Origin of the sequence: Micromonospora sp. NPDC005194, from assembly GCF_040608335.1 — a bacterium.
Classification (GTDB): Bacteria; Actinomycetota; Actinomycetes; order Mycobacteriales; family Micromonosporaceae; genus Micromonospora.
In genome coordinates, this window is record NZ_JBEXIA010000014.1 from 113868 (window position 1) to 134103 (window position 20236).

Annotated in this window: 15 protein-coding genes; 11 read left to right on the forward strand and 4 right to left on the reverse strand. The window is 74.4% G+C overall.

The features are described from left to right. Window positions 1-36: 36 nt before the first annotated feature. Entirely contained in the window at window positions 37-585 is a 549-nt protein-coding gene (locus ABZU53_RS15125; RefSeq protein WP_355066393.1) for a hypothetical protein, read from the reverse strand. A 172-nt stretch (window positions 586-757) separates the two neighbouring features. Between ABZU53_RS15125 and ABZU53_RS15130 the strand changes: the two genes are divergently transcribed. Genes ABZU53_RS15130 through ABZU53_RS15180 form a run of 11 tightly spaced genes read left to right on the forward strand, consistent with a single transcriptional unit; the run spans window position 758 to window position 17818 of the window. Next, window positions 758-1570, forward strand: coding sequence for an alpha/beta fold hydrolase (locus ABZU53_RS15130; protein ID WP_355066395.1), 813 nt, complete (start codon window positions 758-760; stop codon window positions 1568-1570). Next, entirely contained in the window at window positions 1567-8241 is a 6675-nt protein-coding gene (locus ABZU53_RS15135) for a condensation domain-containing protein (RefSeq protein ID WP_355066397.1), read from the forward strand. Before ABZU53_RS15130 ends, ABZU53_RS15135 begins: the two co-directional genes overlap by 4 nt. Before the next feature lie 11 nt (window positions 8242-8252). Further along, entirely contained in the window at window positions 8253-9641 is a 1389-nt protein-coding gene (locus tag ABZU53_RS15140; protein ID WP_355066399.1) for an MFS transporter, read from the forward strand. Then, window positions 9638-9868 carry an acyl carrier protein gene (locus ABZU53_RS15145; protein ID WP_234591281.1) on the forward strand — a complete coding sequence of 77 codons (231 nt, stop codon included), beginning with the start codon at window positions 9638-9640 and terminating at the stop codon, window positions 9866-9868. The genes ABZU53_RS15140 and ABZU53_RS15145 overlap by 4 nt, the downstream gene beginning before the upstream one ends. Continuing rightward, on the forward strand, window positions 9865-11493 hold the full coding sequence (locus tag ABZU53_RS15150) for a hypothetical protein (RefSeq protein ID WP_355066400.1): 1629 nt from the start codon (window positions 9865-9867) through the stop codon (window positions 11491-11493). Before ABZU53_RS15145 ends, ABZU53_RS15150 begins: the two co-directional genes overlap by 4 nt. Further along, window positions 11490-12518 (forward strand): 3-oxoacyl-[acyl-carrier-protein] synthase III C-terminal domain-containing protein, encoded by a 1029-nt coding sequence (locus tag ABZU53_RS15155; RefSeq protein WP_355066401.1) that lies wholly within the window; start codon window positions 11490-11492, stop codon window positions 12516-12518. Before ABZU53_RS15150 ends, ABZU53_RS15155 begins: the two co-directional genes overlap by 4 nt. A gap of 36 nt (window positions 12519-12554) precedes the next feature. Then, window positions 12555-14438, forward strand: a complete 1884-nt coding sequence (locus ABZU53_RS15160) for an HAD-IIIC family phosphatase (RefSeq protein ID WP_355066402.1) — start codon at window positions 12555-12557, stop codon at window positions 14436-14438. Beyond that, window positions 14431-14679 carry an acyl carrier protein gene (locus tag ABZU53_RS15165; protein WP_355066403.1) on the forward strand — a complete coding sequence of 83 codons (249 nt, stop codon included), beginning with the start codon at window positions 14431-14433 and terminating at the stop codon, window positions 14677-14679. Before ABZU53_RS15160 ends, ABZU53_RS15165 begins: the two co-directional genes overlap by 8 nt. After that, a complete protein-coding gene (locus ABZU53_RS15170) occupies window positions 14676-15614 on the forward strand; it encodes a thiamine pyrophosphate-dependent dehydrogenase E1 component subunit alpha (protein ID WP_355066404.1) in 939 nt (312 codons plus the stop codon). Before ABZU53_RS15165 ends, ABZU53_RS15170 begins: the two co-directional genes overlap by 4 nt. Further along, a complete protein-coding gene (locus ABZU53_RS15175) occupies window positions 15607-16620 on the forward strand; it encodes a transketolase C-terminal domain-containing protein (protein WP_355066405.1) in 1014 nt (337 codons plus the stop codon). Before ABZU53_RS15170 ends, ABZU53_RS15175 begins: the two co-directional genes overlap by 8 nt. Beyond that, the gene (locus tag ABZU53_RS15180) at window positions 16613-17818 is read left to right on the forward strand and encodes a 2-oxo acid dehydrogenase subunit E2 (protein ID WP_355066406.1); all 1206 of its coding nucleotides are present in this window, start codon (window positions 16613-16615) and stop codon (window positions 17816-17818) included. Before ABZU53_RS15175 ends, ABZU53_RS15180 begins: the two co-directional genes overlap by 8 nt. 8 nt (window positions 17819-17826) lie before the next feature. On the opposite strand, the gene ABZU53_RS15185 is transcribed toward ABZU53_RS15180, so the two are convergent. From ABZU53_RS15185 to ABZU53_RS15195, 3 genes are all read right to left on the reverse strand, one after another. Beyond that, a complete protein-coding gene (locus ABZU53_RS15185; protein WP_355066407.1) occupies window positions 17827-18219 on the reverse strand; it encodes a hypothetical protein in 393 nt (130 codons plus the stop codon). 225 nt (window positions 18220-18444) lie between these two features. Then, window positions 18445-19635 carry an MFS transporter gene (locus ABZU53_RS15190; protein WP_355066408.1) on the reverse strand — a complete coding sequence of 397 codons (1191 nt, stop codon included), beginning with the start codon at window positions 19633-19635 and terminating at the stop codon, window positions 18445-18447. A gap of 75 nt (window positions 19636-19710) precedes the next feature. Then, entirely contained in the window at window positions 19711-20193 is a 483-nt protein-coding gene (locus ABZU53_RS15195; protein ID WP_355066409.1) for a hypothetical protein, read from the reverse strand. Window positions 20194-20236 lie beyond the last annotated feature (43 nt).

Below are 20236 nucleotides of genomic sequence, written 5' to 3' on the forward strand. Positions count from 1 at the left end.
GCGACGAGCCACCGCGACAGCCACTGCCGGGCGGCTTCATCGTCCGACCGGCCGCTCGGCGCAGGGGGTGAAGCGGCTCGACCATCCCTCGTCCGGCATCCCATCGAGGGCCAACAGCTCGAACCCCTTGCCGTCATGGCTGACCAGCAGCCCGTCGCCGAATGTGTAGCGCTCCGGGGATTGCTGGTCACGCGTGGGCGCGGCCTTGCGTTCCCCGAGGTCAAGTCGCACCCACTGGTCGCCGTCGTCGTGGTCCTCGTCGTATTCGTCCTCGTATTCGCTGAAGGTCCACGTGCCCTGAGCCGAAGCAGGCCGGCGGCCGTCGAAGTAGGTGCGCCAGATGTACTCGTCGCTCCACGTGACCCGGAGATCCCTGACGACGTGAAAGAGGTAGGCGTCCGAGATCGCGTCCAGCCGCGCCGACCCGTCCTCGCGCAGATCAATCCGGTCGCCCGAGGAGCCGCACCACATTCCCGTCAGATCAGCGCTCGTGGGCTGCGGCGAAGGGGCCGAGGGCGCACAGGCGACCGCAGCGACGAAGAGCAACGTCAGCGTCGTCGTCAGGGCAGCGGTTTTCATCGGCACGCCGGCCACTCTAGGATCCCCACCGCTCGTCGCCTCGGCGGGCTCGAGCTGGATGAGGCCGTCCTCGCCGAGAGCGCGGACCGCTCGCTCGGGCCGCGCGCAGCGGACACCGCGACGAACCCTCAGCCGACGCTAAGACCGCTGTCACGGCCCGTTCCTAGCGTGTGCGGGCATGGCGACACCACCCGTATCCATGCCGACGACCGCCACCCGAGCGGCCGGCGCCGCAGCCTGGTTGAGCTGCGTCGCGCCGCGCCCGGCCGCCCGGCTGCGGCTGGTGTGCCTGCCGTACGCCGGTGCCGGAGCTGCCGCGTACCGGCCATGGACCACCCTGCTCGGCGACGACGTGGAGGTGTGGACCGCGCAGCTGCCCGGCCGTGAGCGCCGGCTGGCCGACCCGCCACTGAGCACGATGGACGAACTGGTGCCCCCGCTGGTCGAGGCGATCGTCGAGCGGGTGCCGGCGCCGTTCGCGATCTTCGGCCACAGCATGGGCGGCCTGATCGGGTACGAGGTGGCCGCCCGCCTGGTCGCGCGAGACCACGTACCCCAGCGTCTGGTGGTCTCGGCGGCCCGTCCGCCGCGCAACGCGGCACCCCTGGGCGCGGCGCACCGCCTCGACGACGCGGCGCTGACCCGGTGGCTGCACGACCTGGGCGGGATCCCGGACGAGGTGCTCGACGACCCCGGCCTGCTGGAGCTGATCCTGCCCACCGTGCGGGCCGACCTGACAGTCGTCGCGTCGTACCGGCCGGCGACCGTGACGCCGCTGCCGCTGCCCGTGGACGCGGTGGCGGCGGCCGACGACCCCCTGGTCAGCCCGGACGAGGTCGCCGGCTGGGCGGCCTGCACCGACTCCGGTTTCTCGCTGACCGTCGTGCCCGGGGGTCACCTCTACCTGCACGACTCCCCTCCCCCGCTGTCCCGCCTGCTCGGCGGCGGGCCGGCCGCCGACCGCGCGTACGTCGAAGGGGCCACCCGATGACCCAGGACCTGCACCCGGACCTCGCCGACCTCACCCCCGAGCAGCGGGAGCTGCTGGCCCTGCGGCTGCGCCAGAGCCGTGCCAGCCAGGCCCGCGCCAGCCAGGCCCGCGCCAGCGAGGCCCGCGCCGGCCGCCCCGACACCGCCGACCCGACGCCCCGATCGGGCGGCGTACCGGCCAGCTATCCGCTCTCCTTCACCCAGGAGCAGCTCTGGTTCCTGGACCGGCTGGAGCCCGGCACGCCGGTCTACAACGTGCCCTTCGCCGAGCGGATCACGGGCCCTCTCGACGTCACGGCGCTGCACCGGGCGGTCGACGCGGTGGTGGCCCGGCACGACGCGCTGCGGATCGTGTTCGCGTCCGTCGACGGCGTCGTCACCCAGCGGGTGTCGGACGCCCTGGAGGTGCCGCTTCCGGTCCTCGACCTGACGGCGTTGCCGGAGTCGGATCGGCAGGCGGCGGTCGACCGGGAGGTGGCCGCGCACGCGGCCGTCACCTTCGACCTCACCAGCGGGCCGCTGCTCGCGGTACGGCTGCTCGCCCTCGCCGCCGACGAGCACCTGCTGCTGGTGACCGCGCACCACATCGTCTTCGACGCCTGGTCGGCCGGCGTGTTCGTCGAGGAGTTGGTGAGCTGGTACGGCGAGTTCGCCGCCGGCGTACCGGCCGGGCTGCCCGCGCTGCCCACCCGGTTCGTCGCGCACGTCGCCGCCCGCCGCCGGCCGGAGGCGGAGCGGGAGCTGGCCGGTCACCTGGCGCACTGGCGGGAGCGGCTCGCCTCGGCGCCGGCCCGCTCGACGCTGCCACCGGACCGCCCCCGGCCGCCGGTGCAGACCCACCGGGGCCGGAGCCTGCCGTTCACCGTCGACGCCGAGGTGGCCGCCGCCCTCGCCGGACTGGCCCGCAGCGCGGGCGCCACCGTCAACGCCGTGGTCCTCGCCGGGCTGACCGCCCTGCTGCGACAGGCCACCGGCCAGGACGACCTGCTGCTCGGCATGCCCACCGCCGGCCGGGCGAGCACCGACCTGGAACCGCTGATCGGCTGCTTCGCCACCATGCTGGTGCTGCGGGTGGACACCGGCGGCGACCCGAGCGTGCGCGACCTCGTCCGCCGGGTGCACCGCACGGTCAGCGAGGCGTACGCCCATCAGGAGGCCCCGTACGCGCGGGTGGTGGAGGAGGTCCGCCCGGTCCGCGATCCGAGCGTGAACCCGCTGTTCCAGGTGCTGGCGACCATGACCGACGGCGGCGTGGAGCAGCGGCAGGCCGCCGGGGTCACCTTCCGGCCGGTGCCCGCCGAGAGTGGCCTCACCGACTTCGACCTGTTCGTCAGCCTGACCGCGCACGGTGACCGGATCGACGGCGCGGTCGACTTCAACGCCGACCTGTACCTCGACGAGACGATCGCCGCGACTGTGGGTCGGCTGCCGGAGCTGCTGCGCGTCATGGCGGACGCGCCGGGCCGGCCGCTGTCGGAGGTGACCGGGCTGCGCCGCCACCGCATCGCCCTGGCGGCCACCTTCACCGTGGACCCGCTGCGCGATCCGGTGGAGTTCTGGCTGCGCTTTTTGCGCGTACCCGCGTCGGTGGAGCTGGCCGGGTACGGCCAACTGGTGGCCCACCTGCTGGCCGGGCCGGCGGCCGACGCCACGGTCTGCCTGCTGCGGTGGGAGGACTGGTTGCGCCGGCAGGACGACACCGGCGCGGAGGCGGCCCTCGACGCGGCGATGGACGACCTCGACGCGGCGGTGGCCGCGTACCGACGGCGGACCGACGCCCCGCTGCTGCTGGTGGTGTGCCCCGCGTCGCCGCGCGTCGCCGACCGGCTCGGCGAGCGGTCCGGCCGCCTCGACGACCGGCTGGCCGCGTTGGCCGCCCGTACGCCGGGGGTGCACGCGGTCTGGGCAGCCGACCACGCCGGCGCGTACCCGGTGAGCGAGGTGAGCGACGAGCGCGCGGACGAGTTGGGCCACGTGCCGTACACGGGCGAGTACTTCGCGGCGCTGGGCACGATCGTGCTGCGGGAGCTGCGGCGGCTCGTCGGCCAGCCGCGCCGCCTCGTGCTCGTCGACGCCGAACGGCTGCCGGTCGACCGGCTCGTCGGCGCGCTGCCCGGTCACGAGGTGCGGGCGTACACGGCCGCCGCGCTCGCCGACGCGGACCCGGCGACCACTGTGGTGCTCGACACCGACCCGCAGGCCGTCGCGGCGCTGCGTGAGGCGCACCCGGGCGTGCTGGCGCTGGCCGTGCCCGCCGGGTGGGACGAGCTGCGCCGGCTGCTCGCCCACGTCTGGCCGCTGGACCCGCCCGCGCCGGTGCCGGCCACCGGGGCGAGTGGGCTGCGCACGGCGATCGGGTCGGAGCGGGCCGCGTACGTCGTCGAGGAGTTGAGCACGGCCGCGGCGGTCGCCGACCGGAGCCGCCCGGCTCCGGCGGTTGTCGCGGCGGCCGACGGCGAGATCGTCGCGCCGCGCACCCCGACCGAGGAGCGGCTCGCCGGCCTGTGGGCCGCCGCGCTCGGTGTCGAGCAGGTCGGTGTGACAAGCGACTTCTTCCACCTCGGTGGGCACTCGCTGCTCGCCACCGGTCTGCTGTCGCAGGTGCAGGCCGAGTTCGGTCGCGAGGTGTCGCTCTACACCCTGTTCACCAACCCGACCGTGGCCGGGCTCGCCGCCGTGCTGGACGCCGACCCGGACGCCACCGCGCTCGCCCCGCTCACCCCCGCCCCGCCGGGTACGCCCGCGGTGGCCTCCTCGGCGCAGGTACGGCTGTGGGCCCTTGACCAGCTCGGCGACGACGTCGTCCGGCACAACACCACCGCCGCCGTCGAGCTGCGCGGCGACCTCGACAAGACGTCGCTACGCCGGGCGTTCGACGACGTGCTGGCCCGGCACGAGGTGCTGCGGACGACCTTCTCCGACCGGGGCGGCGAACCGGAACCCGTGGTACGCCCGCACGTCGACCCGTGGCTGGAGACGCTGGACCTGACCGGGCTGCCGGCGGCGAAGCAGGCCCGGGCGCTGCGCCGGGCGGCCGCCGAGCTGGCCGCGCACCGGTACGACCTGGCCGCCGGCCCGCTGGTGCGGGCCCGCCTGCTGCGGCTGCCCGAGCAGCGCTGGCACCTGCTGCTCGGCATGCACCACATCGTCTGCGACAACACCTCGTGGAGCATCCTGCTCGACGACCTCGCCGCCCGGTACGCCCACCACGCCACCGGCGTCGACCGGCCGCTTCCCCCGCTGCCGGTGCAGTTCGCCGACTACGCCCGACACCAACGCGACTGGTTGGCGTCCACCGCCGTCGAGCCGCACCTGGCGTACTGGCGGGAGCGGCTGGCCGACGCGCCGCCGCTGCTGGACCTGCCCACCGACCACCCCCGCCCCGCGGAGCGCTCGGACGTCGCCGGCTATCAGGCCCAGCGGTTGGGCACCGGGCTCGGTGCGGCGGTGCGGGAGCTGGCCCGGGCCGAGGGGGTCACCCCGTTCGCTGTGCTGCTGGCCGGCTTCGCCGCCCTCCTGCACACCGAGAGCGGGCAACCGGACCTGGTGTTCGGCGTACCCACCGCCGGCCGGGAACGCGCCGAACTCGCCCCGCTGATCGGCTGCTTCGCCGACCTGCTGCCGCTGCGCGTGGACGTGGGCGGCCGGCCCACCTTCCGGCAGCTCGTGACCCGGGCGTACCGGACGGCACGGGAGGCGTACCGGCACCAGGGGCTGCCGTTCGCGACCATCGTGGAGGCGCTGCGGCTGCCCCGGCAGGCCGCGTACCACCCGCTGTTCCAGTGCGTGCTCAACGTCCTCGACGGCGCCGACGAGCTGCCGGAGTTCGCCGGGCTGGCCGCCACGCCGGTCGAGGTGCCGAGCGTCGGTGTCGACTTCGACCTCTTCCTCAGCGTCACCTGGCAGGGCGACGACCTGCACGCCGACCTGGCGTACCGGGCCGACCTGTTCGGGCCGGAGCGGATGGTCCGGCTGCTGACCGGGCTCGCGAAGGTGCTCGACGAGGGGGTTCGTCGGCCGGACGCCCCGCTCGGCGGGGGACGGCGCGTGTCGGCGCCCCGCCGCCTCGCGCCGCCGGCGCCCCGGCTGGTCGTCGGCGGCACCGTCGAGGTGCCGGGGCTGGCGGCGACCGTCCGCTTCTGGACGGGGCTGCTCGGCCTGCCGCACGCCCTCGAACACCTGCCGTCCGGCGCGCTGCTGCGGCTGCTGCGCGATCCGGCCGCCGGCCTGGCGACCGGGCAACGGGACCACAACGTGCTGGTGCTGCGCTGGGAGGACCGGCGGACACCCGGTCCGCTGGGGGCGGGCATCGTCGGGCTGCGCGACTTCCACACCGAGCTGCTGGCGGCACTGGACGTCCACCGGGGGCACAGCGCGGCGGCGCTGACGCTCGTGGTGTGCCCGCCGTCGCCGCCGTACCGGACGTCGCCGTGGAGCGCGGTCTTCGCGGAGCTGACCGCGCGGCTGGCCGAGGCCCGGCCCGACGTCGACGTCGTCGCGGTCGAGGCGTGGGCGCGACGCTACCGGGTGCCGGAGCTGTTCGCCGGCGACGCCTGGTCGCCGGAGCTGGCGGCGGTCGCCGCGACCCTGGTGGTGCGGCGGGCGGTCCGGCACCCGGCCCTGAGCCGGCTGGTCGTACCGGCCGGGCCGGCGCACCGGCAGGCGGAGCTGGCCCGGCTGCTCGCGGCCCAGGCCCGGTCCGGGCGCGAGGTGCTGCTCACCACCACGCCGCAGGGCGCGGAGCTGTCCGCGCTGGTCACCGCCGGGATCATCGGGTACGCCCCGACCCCGCCCACCGACGCGGCCACGCTGGTCCTGCACCCGGCCACCGAACCCGCGCCGCCGGACGCCCCGGCGCTGCCCTTCGACCCGGCGAACGGGCCGGTGGACGTGCTGCGTGGCCTCTGGTCGCTCGACGCGGACGTCTCCCGGGCCGCCGACGCGCCGGTCGACCGGATTCCCGCCGGCCTGCTCGCCGAGGTGGCCACCGAGCTGAGCGACGCGGCGGCGCTGCGCGGCGCGGTCACCGACGGGTACCGGCGCTCGGCCGACCGGGCCGCCGCCGCGCCGCGCACCGACCGGGAACGTCAGCTCGTGGCGATCTGGTCGGAGCTGCTGCGCACCAACCAGCTCGGCATCAACGACGACTTCTTCGCCGTCGGCGGTGACTCGCTGCTCGCGATGCAGCTCGTCGCCCGCTGCGCGGCGGCCGGCATCCACATCACCCCGCGACAGCTCGTCCGCCACCCCACCGTCGCCGAGCTGGCCGCCAGCCTCGGGGAGACGACTGTGGCGCTGGACGCCGAACAGGGCGCGGTGCACGGCGACGCCCCGCTGACCGGCGCGCAGCGCTGGTTCACCGACCTGGTCGCCCCCACCATGGGCCGGCCCGCCCTGTTCAACCACCCCTACTACCTCCAGCTGGCCCGCCCGCTCCCGGCCGACCTGCTCCGCGAGGCGGTCCGCCGGCTGGTGGCCCAGCACGACGCCCTGCGGCTTCGCCTGACCCGCCAGCCGGACGGGAGCTGGCGTCAGCACCACGCCGACCCCGCCGACGCGGTCCCGTTCGTCAGCCACGACCTGACCGGGCTCGGCGTCGACGAGCGGGAGGCGGCCGTCGAGGCCCGCTGCGCCGAGGCGCAGACCGGTCTGGACCTCACGGCCGGCCCGCTGGCCCGGGTGGCGCATTTCCGGCTCGGCCCGGAGCTGCCCGATCGGCTGCTGCTCGTCAACCACCACCTCGTCGTCGACGCGGTCTCCCGGGGCGTGCTCCTGGCCGACCTGGAGACGCTCTGCGACCAGCTCGAACGCGGGGTCGAGCCGGCGTTGCCCGCGAAGACCACGTCGTACCGGGCCTGGGCGCGGCGGCTGGCCGAGTACGCGGGCTCGCCGCAGCTGCGCGAGCAGTTGCCGTTCTGGCTGGCGCAGGCCGACGAGGGTGTGCTGGCCCAGCTGGCCGACGAGCCGAGGGCCGCGCCGTTCCGCCTCGGTGACCTGGGCCTGGCCACCGTGACGCTGGACGAGGCGGCGACCCGGGGACTGCACGCCGCCGCCCGCCGGCTGCGCGCCAGCGTGCGGGACCTGCTCGTGTGGGCCGTGGTGGCCACCGTCGCGGGGCGTACCGGGGGCGCGGTCACCGTCGCCACGACCGGCCACGGCCGGGAACCGCTCTTCGACGACGTCGACGTCAGTCGCACCACGGGATGGTTCCAGGTGCTCTATCCCCTACGGCTGGAACTGCCCGCCACCACCGACGCGGCGCGCTCGGTCCGCTCCGTGATCCGCCAGCTCGGCCGGGTCCCGGACAACGGCATCGGGTACTCGCTGCTGCGCCACCTCTGCCCCGACGACGACGTACGGGACCGGTTGGCCGCGACGCCACCGCCGCCGGTCGCGGTCAACTACATGGGCGGCTTCGGCTTCGACGACGTCGCCCCGGCCAACCAGCTCCTCGATGTCTGCACGGCGCCGTTCGGGCCGACCGAGGACCCCGACGGGCACTGGCCCTTCCCCTTCGACGTGACGGGGTCGCTCACCGGCCCCGCACTGCGCGTCGATCTGAGCTACGCCACTCCGGCCTTCCGGCCGGAGACCGCTGAGAACCTGCTCGACGGCATCCGGACCAGCCTCCTGCGCCTGGTCGGGAACCACGGGCAACCGCCACGGCAGTAGGAGGAGACCCCATGGCGTTCCGACGCCCGTCCCGGTTCGCCGGGTTCACCACGATCTGGTTCGGCCAGCTGCTGTCGGCGCTCGGCACCCGGATGACGAACTTCGCCCTGAGCATCTGGGTGTGGGACGCCACCGGCCGGGCCTTCGACCTGACCATGCTGATGGCGTTCGCGTTCGGCGCGACAGTGATCTTCAGCCCGATCGCCGGCGCGCTGGTCGACCGGTGGGGACGACGACTGACCATCGTGCTCAGTGACGTCGGCTCGGCGATCACCACCGCCGTCGTGCTGCTGCTGTTCCTCAGCGGCTCGGTCGAGGTGTGGCACCTGTACCTGGTCAACCTGGTCACCGGCGCGTTCCTCGCGTTCCAGCTGCCGGCGTACCAGGCGACCATCACCGTGATGATGGAGAAGGGCCAGTACCCGAGGGCCAACGCGATGATGTTCGCGGTCCGGACCATCCCGGTGATCTTCGCCCCCGGCTTCGCCGCCGCGCTGCTCGGCCTGATGGACATCAAGGTCATCCTGCTCATCGACGCGCTGTCCTACCTGGTGGCGATCGGCGCGGTGCTGCTGGTGCAGCTCCCACCCAGGCCCCGCTCGACGCAGCAGAACGAGGGCGGCTTCTGGTACGACACGATCTACGGCTTCCGCTACATCCTGGCCAGTCGGGCGTTCACCGGGCTGGAAGCGATCATGTTCGCCATCAACGTGCTCGCCGCGGTCGGCTTCGCCCTGCTGGTGCCGCAGATCCTGGCCCGCACCGACAGCAGCACCAACGCGGTCGGCCTGGTGCAGACCATCGGCGCGGTGGGCGGTGTGGCCGGCGCGCTCCTGCTCGGGCTGCTGCCCAACACCCGCCACAAGATCCGCCGGATGCTCATCGCCATCCTGGTCTTCAGCGTCCTCGGCCGGATCGTCTACGGCGTCGGGGACAGCATCATCGTCTGGTCGGTCGCCCTGCTCTTCCTGCACCTGTCCATCCCGTTCATCGACGGGTACGCCCAGTCGGTGTGGCAGGAGAAGGTCGAGCCGTCGCACCAGGGCCGCGTCTTCGCCGCCCGCCAGTTCATCGAGGACCTCGCGTACCCCGGCGGCACCGCCCTGGCCGGTATCGCCGCGGACCGCTGGTTCGAGCCGATGATGCGCGACGGCGGGCCCGGGGTCCCGTACTTCGGGTGGCTGGTCGGCAGCGGACCCGGCGCGGGGATGGGCCTGATCTTCGTGATCGTCGGCCTGTTCGGCATCGGCGTCGCGGCGGCCGGGTTCGCCTCGCCGAGCATCCGCCGGATGGAGGTCGACCTGCCCGACTACGACGAGCCGACCGACCCGCCGGCCCCGCTGCCATCGCCGAGCGGCACCGACGAGCTGACCGACGACCGCGCGGTGGTGGCGAAGTGACGCTGACCGAGGTGGTGGCCGGGGTCCTGGAGGTCGACCCGGCCGAGGTGACCGACGAGTCCGGGCCGCAGACCATCGGCACCTGGACCAGCCTGCGGCACCTGCAACTGGTGGTGACCCTGGAGGAGGTCTACGGGCTGTCCTTCGCCTTCGAGGAGATCCGCGACGTGCGCAGCGTCGGCGAGCTGCGCACCGTGCTGCGCGCCAAGGGCACGGAGACCCGATGAGCGCCGACCTGTTCTCCCGACGCACCCGCTGGCAGGCGCTCACCCGCCAGCGGCCGGCACCGGCGCTGCGCGTCGCGCTGCTGACCAGCTACACGGTGGATCCGCTGGTGCCGTACCTGGGGCTGGCCCTGCACGACACCGGGCTGCCGGCCACGCTCGCCGTCGGCCCGTTCCAGCAGGTCGTGCAGCAGTGTCTCGCCACCGACGGCTTCCTCGCCGAGGCGCGACCCGACGTGCTGGTGGTGGCGCAGCGCCTGGAAGAGGCCGGCGACCCCGGTCCGAGCGGCGACGCGTGGGCGGCGGAGCTGCTGGCCGGGGCCGAGGCGGCAGTCACCGCCGCGCGCCGGCACCGGGCCCTGCTGGTGTACGTCCTGCCGGCCGTCCCCGCCTCCCGCCCGTACGGGCCGGCCGACGCGATGCACGCCGACGGGGTGACCGCCAGCGCCACCGCCGTCCGGCAACGGCTGCGCGACCGGCTGGCCGGCGACCCGTGGGTGCTGCTCGTCGACGCCGACGAGGCGGTCCGGGCCGTCGGTGACGAGCGGGCGTATCACCCGGCGCTGTTCCGCTTCGCGAAGGTGCCGTACACCGAGGAGGTCTTCGCGCGGCTCGGCGCCACCGCCGCCGCGCTGGTGGCCGCCGGGTTCGGCGCGGGCTGCCGAGCGCTGGTGCTCGACGGCGACGGGCTGACCGGGGCGGCGCACCTGCTGCCGGCGCTGCGCGAGCTGCGCGCCGCCGGCGTACGCGTGGCGCTGCGGGCCACCGGCGCCGACTGGTGGTCGAGCGCCGACGCGACGGACCTGTTGGCGGTGCTGGACGGCTGGGTCACCGACGAGCGGCCGCTGGCCGACCAGCTCGCCGAGATCGCCGACGAGCTGGACGTCGCGCTGGCCCAGCTCGTGCTGGCGGGTACCGGCCCGACGCAGGCGCCGCCGCGACACGTCCCGCTCGGGTCCGATCCCGCGCTCTGGTCGGACGAGCTGCGGGCGGCGGGACTGACCGACCGGCTCCCGGCCCGACGGTGGACCGGCGGCACGTCCCGGCCTGCCGTCGCGCCCACCGAGCTGTCCCTGGACGACTTCGTGGCCGGCCTGGACGTCCACGTCGACTACCGGCCGGTGGCCGCCGACAGCGTCGCCGAGGTCGCCGAGGTCGCCGCACGGGCGCACGACTTCGCCCTCGCCCCCGCCCCACCGGCCGCCGCGCTGGCCGAGCGGGCCGCCGACCTGCTGGCGATCCGGGTACGCGACCGGCTCGGCGACTACGGCACCTCGGGCCTCGTCGCGCTGGACCGGACCGTCGACCGCTGGACCGTCGACGTCTTCTCCCTCTCCTGCCCGGTGCTCGGTAAGGGCGTCGAGGCGGCCGTGCTGCGGGAGGTGACCCGGCGGGCGGGCGCGGCCGGCGCTGGCGAGGTGCTGGTCCGCTGGACCGACACGGGCCGCAACGGCACCGCTCGGCGCTTCCTGTCCGAGTTGGACGGTGTCGCGCCCGCCGACCCCCGGGTCCGGCTGCGCGCCGCCCACACGTCCGACGACAATTCGACGCCACCGTCGGCGACGGCATCGACACCGCCGACAGCGGCCGCATCGACACCGCCGACAGCCACGGCGGTACGGCGATGAGCGCGCCGCCGGTCGGCGTCGGGGTGGCCGCGCTGGCCCACGTCCTCGGCGAGCCGGTCGACGTGGCGGCTGCCGCGGCCGCGTACACCCAGGATCTGGACCGGTTGCGGTCCTGGGAGTACCGCGCGTTCCACCGGGCCGGCCCCGGCGTCGGGGTGACCGACCTGGCGGTCGTGGCCGGCGGCACGGCCCTGGACCGGGCCGGGCTGAGCGCCGCCGACGTGGACCTGGTGGTGCTGGCCATCCCCGACCTGGCCGAGTACCTCTACTGGGACCCGGCCGCGCACACCCAGGCCCGCCTCGGCGCGCACCGGGCCGAGGCGGTGCTGCTCAACCAGGCGTGCGGCGGTGGGGTGGCCGCGTTCGACACGGTGGCCGGGCGGTTCGCCACCCACCCCGAGTACCGGACGGCGCTGCTGATCGGCGCGAACCGGGTGTGCGAGCCGTACTGGAACCGGATGGAGGTGAACACAAGCGTCTTCTCCGACGGAGCGGCGGCGGCCGTGCTGGTGCGCGACCACGACCGGTGCCGCTGGCTGGCCACCGAGACCATCACCGACGGCCGGTACGCGGGCTTCATGCGCATGCCCGTCGGCGGCGCGGCGCAGCCGTTCACCCCGGACGGCGGCACCCCCCGCGTCGGTGACCCGGCCGACCGGCTCAACGAGTTCTTCGCCGGGGACGTACGCCGGATGTTCCGGTTCGTCGCGACGATCCGGGAGCGCAACCGGCAGGTGGTGGAGACGGCGTGCGCCCGGGCGGGCGTGACGCTGGCCGACGTCCACCGGTTCGTGCACTTCCACGACAACGCCCGGCAGTTCGCGGAGCTGGCCAAGGACCTCGGCGTCGAGCTGGAGCGGACGAACGTCGAGCTGGCCCTCGCCCACGGTCACATCGGCTGCGCCGACCAGCTCATCGGCCTGGAACGCCACCTCGACAGCGGCGAGCTGACCGACGGCGACCTGGTCGCGCTGACCAGCACCGGCAGCGGCATGCACTGGGTCTGCACCCTGCTGCGGGTCTGACCGGCCGCACCACACCGACGGGAAGGAACACCGAACATGAGAGTCGAGGAGGTCCTGCACCGGATCCGCCGGCTGCGCCGACCCGACGCGGCCGCCGACCCGGAGCTGGCGCCCGGCCTGGTCCACCTGGACGACGCGGCGGTCACCACCGTCGCGTCCGCCGGTCGGCTGCTCGCCGACGTGCCCGTCGAGAAGCTGGCCAGCCCCGACTTCCCGCTTCGCCCGCTGCGGGTCGCGGTCACCGGCACGTTCACGCCGGGCACGCTGGAACCGCTGCTGCGGGTGGCGCTGCTGCGGATCGGCATCGCCGCCGAGATCCACGTCTCCGGCTTCGACCAGCTCGTGCTCGACCTCAGCGACCCGCGCTCGGCGCTCGCCGAGTTCCGGCCGGACGTCACGCTCTGCCTGCTGCATGACGGCTGGTTCCTGCCCGCCGAGTGGGACCCCGGCGACCTGGCCGGCCTCGCCGACGTGCTGGGCGAACGGGCCGGCGTGCTCGCCGCCGCGCTGCGCGGGTACGCGGCGCGCAACGAGGGCGCGGTGCTGCTGCACACCGTGCCGCTGTCGCCGTTGGAGCACCGCGGCCTGGTCAGCTTCCGGGGCCGGGCCGAGCTGGGCCGGATCTGGCGGGAGCTGAACTCCCAGCTGTTGGAGCTGGGCGGGCGGGACACGACGTACACCCTGGATCTGGAGACGCTGCTGGTGGACCACGACGGCCCGGTGCGCGACGAGCGCCTGTACCGGTTCGCCAGCATGGCGTGGACGCCCACGGTGGAGCGCCGGTACGCGCACGAGGCCGCCACCTTCTGCCGCGCGGTCCTCGGCCGGACGGCGAAGGTGCTCGCGCTGGACCTGGACAACACCCTCTGGGCGGGCGTGCTCGGCGACGACGGGCTCACCGGCATCCGGCTGGGCACCGACTATCCGGGCAACTGCCACCGGGACGTGCAGCGTCGCGCGTTGGCGCTGCGCCGGCAGGGCGTGCTGCTCGCGGTGTGCAGCAAGAACGACCCCGAGCTGGTGGCGGAGGCGTTCACGCAGCATCCGGACCTGCTGCTGCGCTCCGACGACTTCGTCGCCCAGGCGGTGAACTGGGGACGCAAGGACGAGAACCTGCGCCAGCTCGCCACCACCCTCAACCTGGGCCTGGACGCCGTCGTGTTCGCCGACGACAGCCCGTTCGAGTGCGAGCTGGTACGCCGCGAACTGCCGACCGTACGGGTGGTGGAGTTGGCCGGCGACCCGGCGGGCTTCCCCACCCGGCTGCTCACCGAGGGGCACTTCACCGTGCTGGCCACCGGCGCCACCGACCGGGAACGCACCGAGCTGTACCGGGCCCGCGCCGGGCGGGAGCGCTTCGCCGCCACGTTCGACTCGGCGGCCGACTACCTGCACCAGCTGACGTTGCGCGTCACCGTCCGGGAGGTCGACGAGCACAGCCTGCCCCGGCTCGCGCAGCTCGGGCTGCGCACCAACCAGTTCACCATGACCGAGCGCGCGCACACCGAGGCGCAGACCCGGGCGCGCGCCGACTCCCCCGACCACCTGGTGCTCACCGTCGAGGTGACCGACCGGTTCGGCGCCGAGGGGCTGGTGGGCGGCCTGTGGCTGGACCGGAACGACCCGGACGCCTGGGTGATCGAGAACTTCGTGCTCAGCTGCCGGGTCTTCTCCCGGGGTGTCGAGCAGGCGGCGCTGCACCGGGTGGCGGAGCTGGCCCGAGCCGCCGGCGCGACCCGGCTGGAGGCCCTGTTCCGGCCCACCGCCCGCAACAAGCCCGGCGGCGCCGTCTGGCCCGCCGCGGGCTTCACCGTGGCATCCGTCGACGACGGCACCACCCGGCACGTGTTGCCGCTGCATCCCCCGCCCCGGCTGCTGCCGGCGTGGATCGCCCTGGAGGAGGGAGACATCCGTGCCTGACCTGTTCACCACCGTCGCGGACCTCATCGAGCAGGTCGCGGACGTACCGGCCGAGGAGATCTCGCCCGACGTCCGGTTCGCGTCGCTGGCCAACTGGACCAGCCTGGAGGCGCTGCGTCTGCTCTCCGCGCTGGAGGACGACCTCGGCGTACGCCTGGACCTGCGGGCGTACCTGGCGGTGACCGCGGTCGGCGAACTGGTCGACCTCGTTGCCGGCGAGCTGGACGGGGCATCCCGGTGACCGCCACCCGCACCGAGGCGCCGCCGATCGCGCCGACCCGGCTCGCCGACGCCGACCTGGACCTGTTGCTGCTGATCCGGCACTTCGAGCTGGCCCTGCTGGACATGTTCGGCCGGGGCGAGCTGCACGGCACCACCCACACCTGCCTGGGCCAGGAGTACGTGCCGGTGGCGCTGCGCCCGCTGCTCACCGACGGCGACTTCGTGTTCAGCAACCATCGGGGCCACGGGCACTACCTGGCCCGGTTCGCCGACCCGCACGGCCTGCTGGCCGAGGTGATGGGCCGCGAGGGCGCGGTGTGCCAGGGCGTCGGCGGCAGCCAGCACATCCTGCGGGACCGCTACCTGTCGACCGGGGTGCAGGGCGAGAGCGTGCCGGTGGCCGCCGGAGTGGCGCTGCACCTCAAGCGCACCGAGCCGAGCCGACTGGCGCTTGTCTACCTGGGTGACGGCACCTGGGGCGAGGGCGCCGTCTACGAGGCCCTGAACATGGCCGCGCTGTGGGGGCTACCGCTGCTGCTGGTGGTCGAGAACAACGGCATCGCCCAGTCCACGCCCACCGACGCGCAGCTCGCCGGCAGCATCGGCGGGCGGGCGCGGGCGTTCGGGGTGGACCACCTGCGGGTGACCTCCACCGACACCGAGGTGGTCCGGGCCGCGCTGACGCCGGTGCTGCGCCGGGTCCGCGAGCGGTCCACGCCGTACGTGGTGGAGCTGCTCACGCACCGGGTGGGACCGCACAGCAAGGGCGACGACAGCCGCCGCCCGGAGGAGATCGCGCACGCGCGGGCGCACGACTGGTACGCCCGCTACGCCCAGGCGTACCCGGAGCAGTTCGGCGCGCACGACGAGCGACAACGGGCGTACGTGGCGCAGGTGGTCGCCGACGTCGCCGGCCGACCGGCGAGCCGCTGGGCGGAGGCCGACCGTGGCTGAGCGGGTGGTGGAGAACCTCAACCAGGCGTTGCACGCGCTGCTGGCCGACGACCCCGCGCTGACCGTGCTCGGGGAGGACCTCGTCGACCCGTACGGCGGGGCGTTCAAGGTGACCCGGGGACTGTCGACGCGCTGGCCGGAGCGGGTGCTGTCCACCCCGTTGAGCGAGGGCGGCATCGTCGGCGTGGCCGGCGGTCTGGCCCTGGCCGGGCAGAGCGCGATCGTCGAGATCATGTTCAGTGACTTCGTGGCGCTGGCGTTCGACCAGATCCTCAACTTCGCCAGCAAGTCCACCGCCATGTACGGCAGGCGGGTGCCGATGCGGCTGGTGGTGCGCTGCCCCACCGGCGGCAACCGGGGGTACGGCCCGACGCACAGCCAGAGCCCGCTGAAGCACTTCATCGGCATCCCCGGCCTGAGCCTGCACGAGGTGTCGCCGTTCCACGACAACCGGGCGGTGCTCGCGGGCATGCTCGCCACCGGCCGGCCGGGTCTGCTCTTCGAGGACAAGGTCCTCTACACCACCCGCATGTACGCCGACGGCGTGGTGGACGAGCTGTTCCGCTACGACCTGATCGGCCCGGACGCCGACGTCGCCCGGGTCCGGGTGGACGAGGAGGAGCAGGTCGACTGCGTGCTGGTCGTACCCGGCGGGTTGGCCGCCCGGGCGGTGTCGGTGGCCCGGGAGCTGCTGCTGCGCGACGACATCGTCTGCCAGGTGCTGGTGCCGTCGCGGCTCTGGCCGCTGGACACCGACACCCTGCTGCCGCCGATCGCGCGGGCCGGCCGGGTGGTGGTGGCCGAGGAGAGCACCGCCGGCGGCACCTGGGGCGCCGAGCTGGCGCAGGTCGTGCACCGGCGGCTCTGGGGATCGCTGCGCGCGCCGGTACGCCTCGTGCACTCCGCCGACAGCGTCATCCCGACCGCCGCGCATCTCGAACGCACCGTGCTGGTGCAGGACACCGACATCCGCCAGGCCGTGAAGGAGGTCGTCAGTGGTGACTGACCTGGTCGTCCCCAAGCTCAACAACAACGACACGACGTACGTCCTGCTCGACTGGCTGGCCGAGAACGGCGAGCAGGTGCGCGCCGGCGAGCCGATCGCCGAAGTGGAGACCTCCAAGGCGGCCGAGGAGCTGCTCAGCGACGGCGACGGCGTCCTGCACCGGCTCGTCGAGGTGAACCGGGAGTGCGCCCCGGGCGACGTCATCGGTCACGTCTTCGACAGCGAAGAGGCCCGGCAACGCTTCCTCGCCGAGGCGGTCGCCCCGGCTGTCGTACCCCTGCCGAACGTCTCCCCCGGCGGGCCGGTGCTCACCGACTCGGCCCGGGAACTCGCGGCAGCGCACGGTCTCAGCGACGACGAGCTGCGCGGCCTCGGCAAGGCGGTCGTGCGGCGTACCGACGTGGAACGCCTGCTGGCCGACCGGTCGGCGGCGCCCGCGGCCGCGACCGAGCCGGTGGTGGTGGCCGCGGCCGCCGCGCTGGCGGCCGGCGACGGCCCGGAGCCGGACGACCCGCGCCCGGTGCACGCGCTCTCCCGCGCGCAGCGCGCCGTGGCCGCCGTGGTCACCGAGTCCCACCGCGAGGTGCCGGCGGCGCTCGCCGTCATCAAGGTCCGCGCCGACGCCGCCCTCGCGGTGGCCCGGCAGCTCACCCGCGCCACCCGCACCCTGGTCGGCCTGCCGGAGCTGCTGGTCAAGGCCATCGGTGGGTTGCGCGAGGACCACCCGTTGCTCTTCGCCGCACCCGGCGACGGCAGCAGCGTACGACTGGCCGAGGCGGCCCACGTCGGCGTCACCATCGACGTCGGCACGGGGCTGTTCATCCCGGTGGTCCGCGACGTGGAGGAGCTGACCTGCGCGGAGATCGCCGAGACGCTGATGGACTTCCGCTCCCGGGCCGGCGGTGAGGGTTTCCGGGCCGGCGAGCTGGCCGGCGGCACCATCGTCGTCTCCCTGCACACCGACCCCGACGTGGTGCTCGCCGGGCCGATCGTCTTTCCCGGTCAGACCTGCGTGGTGGCGATCGGCGGCACCCAGGACGAGCTGGCGCTGGACGCGGACGGCCAGGTCGTGACGCGCCGCTACGTCAACCTGAGCGCCGTCTACGACCACCGGGTGGTCAACGGCCGGGAGGCGGTCGCCTTCCTCCAGGCCGTGAAGGCCGCGCTGGAGTCCCCCGACCACCTCGCCGAGGAGTGACACGGCGCTCAGCCGAAGGACTCGTCGCACACCTGCCAGCCGACCTCCGACTCCACGCGCAGGTCGAGCGTCGTGGTCTGGCCCGTCCGGCCGGTCAGCTCGACGGTCACCGAGGCGTTGTTTCCGGCCTCGTTGGTGAAGACGGCCCGACCCATGGTGTGCGACACGGGCCGGCCGAGGCGCTCCACCGCCGCGGTGAACGCCGCCACATCGGTCCGTTCCCTGATTCTCCGGCACAGGGATTCGTGCGCTGCGGCGTCGTCGTTGCTCTCCAGTCGACGGACGAACTGGTCGGCCGCCGCGCGCGGCTCGTCCACGTCCGGCCCGGTGTACATCCACAGCAGGAAGCCGCCAACCGGCAGGGCCAGTGCGCCCAGGCACGCGACGACGAGAGCGGCCACGACGATCCACGTGGTGCGCTGGGCCTTCGAAGGTGGGTCAACCGACGGAGGGTGGGGCGACAGGGCTGGACGCATGGCGGAACGTTAACGACCGCCGATACCTCCCGAGCGGCGGTACGGCCACGGATCGATCTCGGTCCCTCGCAGCCCGTCGCACCCTTGGCGCCATCTGTCGGTAGTGATCGTTGGCGGCTGAGCAGTGGTGGGGCCGGCGTGTCGCACCGCTCAGCTGCCAACGATCACGAGCGGGGCGCTCGCTTCGGGTTGTCGTGGCTTGGGCGGGCGCAGGGTGGCCGCGGCGGTCAGGCAGAGCACGGCGGCGGCGATCAGTGGCGGACGACCGCCGAAGTGGACGGCGGCGGAGCCGAGCGGGATCGCCAGGACGAGCGGGCCGAACATCGCGGTGTTGGCCGTCGCGGCGACCCGGCCGAGCAGCGCCGCCGGGCTGTGCGTCTGCACGGCGGTCACCGCCGCGACCAGGGTCCACGGCAGCCCGATGCCGGCGACGACGGCACCCGCGACCGTGGCCGGCCACCAGGGCAGGCAGCGCGCCAGACAGCCCACGGCGAACAGCACGGCCCCGGCCACGCCGACAGCGGCGGGACCCCGTCGGGTGAGGAGCCGGCCGACGACCAGGCCACCGAGGATCGAGCCGGCGCCCTGCGCGCTCGCCAGCACACCCAGAAACGTGGTCGGAAGGCGTAGTTCCGTGACGACGACCGCGTAGACGGCCGCGGTCGTGAAGCCCGACATGGCGATCGACACGGCCGCGAGCACGACCGGTACGCGGATCGTCCGCTGTCCGAGCAGGACCGCAAGCCCGGCGCGCAGGCCGCGATGCCGCCGCGTCGGCCGTTCGGGCGGCGTCCGGTTCAGGCGCACCGCCAGGTACAGAACGGCGACCAGGAGCGGCATGGCCGCGCTCAGCACGGCGACCGCGTGGCCGCCGTGCCAGGCGTACAGGCCCGCGCCGGCCAGCGGGGCGACGAGCTTCATGCCCTCCTGCGCGCTCGACCGCCACCCGTTGACGTCGCCGAGGTCCGTCGGCGACAGCGCGGACGGCAGCAGCGCCGTCTCGCCCGCGTCGATCAGCACATAGCTGACACCGTAGGCGCACGACACGGCGAAGATGACCCACGTCTGCCCCGGGCCGCGGACGGCGAGGAGCGCCAGCAGCGCGGCTGCCAGCAGGAGGTTGACGGCGATCACCAGCGCCCGTCGGGGCGCCCGGTCGAGCAGGCCGCCCAGCCACGGGCCGGCGAGCACCGGGGCGTACACGCAGAGCCCGGCCAGTGCGGCCAGACCGGTGGAGCCGGTGAGGTCCAGGATCCAGATGCCGGCCACCAGGGACATGGCGCTGCTGCCGAAGCCGGACAGCAGCGAGATCGCCACGAACAGACCCGCGTTGCGCCGCATGAGCCCTCCAGGTTGAGCCGAGTTGACTCACATCCTGATTCTTGAGCCAGGCTCAGGCAATGGCGTCGGGTGATGTCAATGGCTCGTTGACAGCACGGTGTCCACCGTCGACGCCATGACTCGCACCGGTGGCGGCAGCCGGTCGCCTGCGGCTTCGAGGTCGGCGCGGAGGTGCAGGGCCAGCGCGTAGAGCGAGCCCGGGGCGGCGTCCAGGGCGGCGTCCACTGTGCTCCGAACGAGTGCCGCCCGAGGAAAGCGGGAGTCCCACCGCCGGTCCGCCGCGATCCAGCGCCCGAGGTCGGCCACCGCGCCCCGCAACGCCGCGATCTGCGACGGGTAGCCACGGTCGAGGTCGTGTCGCCGAGCACGTCGCGCGGCCGCCAGGCGCTGACGGCGCTGCTCGGCGGCCTGCCGGCTGCCGAGCCCCAGCGCCGTCGCCACCTGCGCCCAGGTCGCGCCGTCGTGGCGCGCCCGGTCGATCAGCTCCGCCTCCCGCTCGTCCAGGTGGGCACGAGCAGCGCGCACCTCAGCCAGGCCGGCCAACGGCGTCGTCGTCATCCGTCAACATTACATTGACAGTTCGGTGCGGCGGACCCCCGAG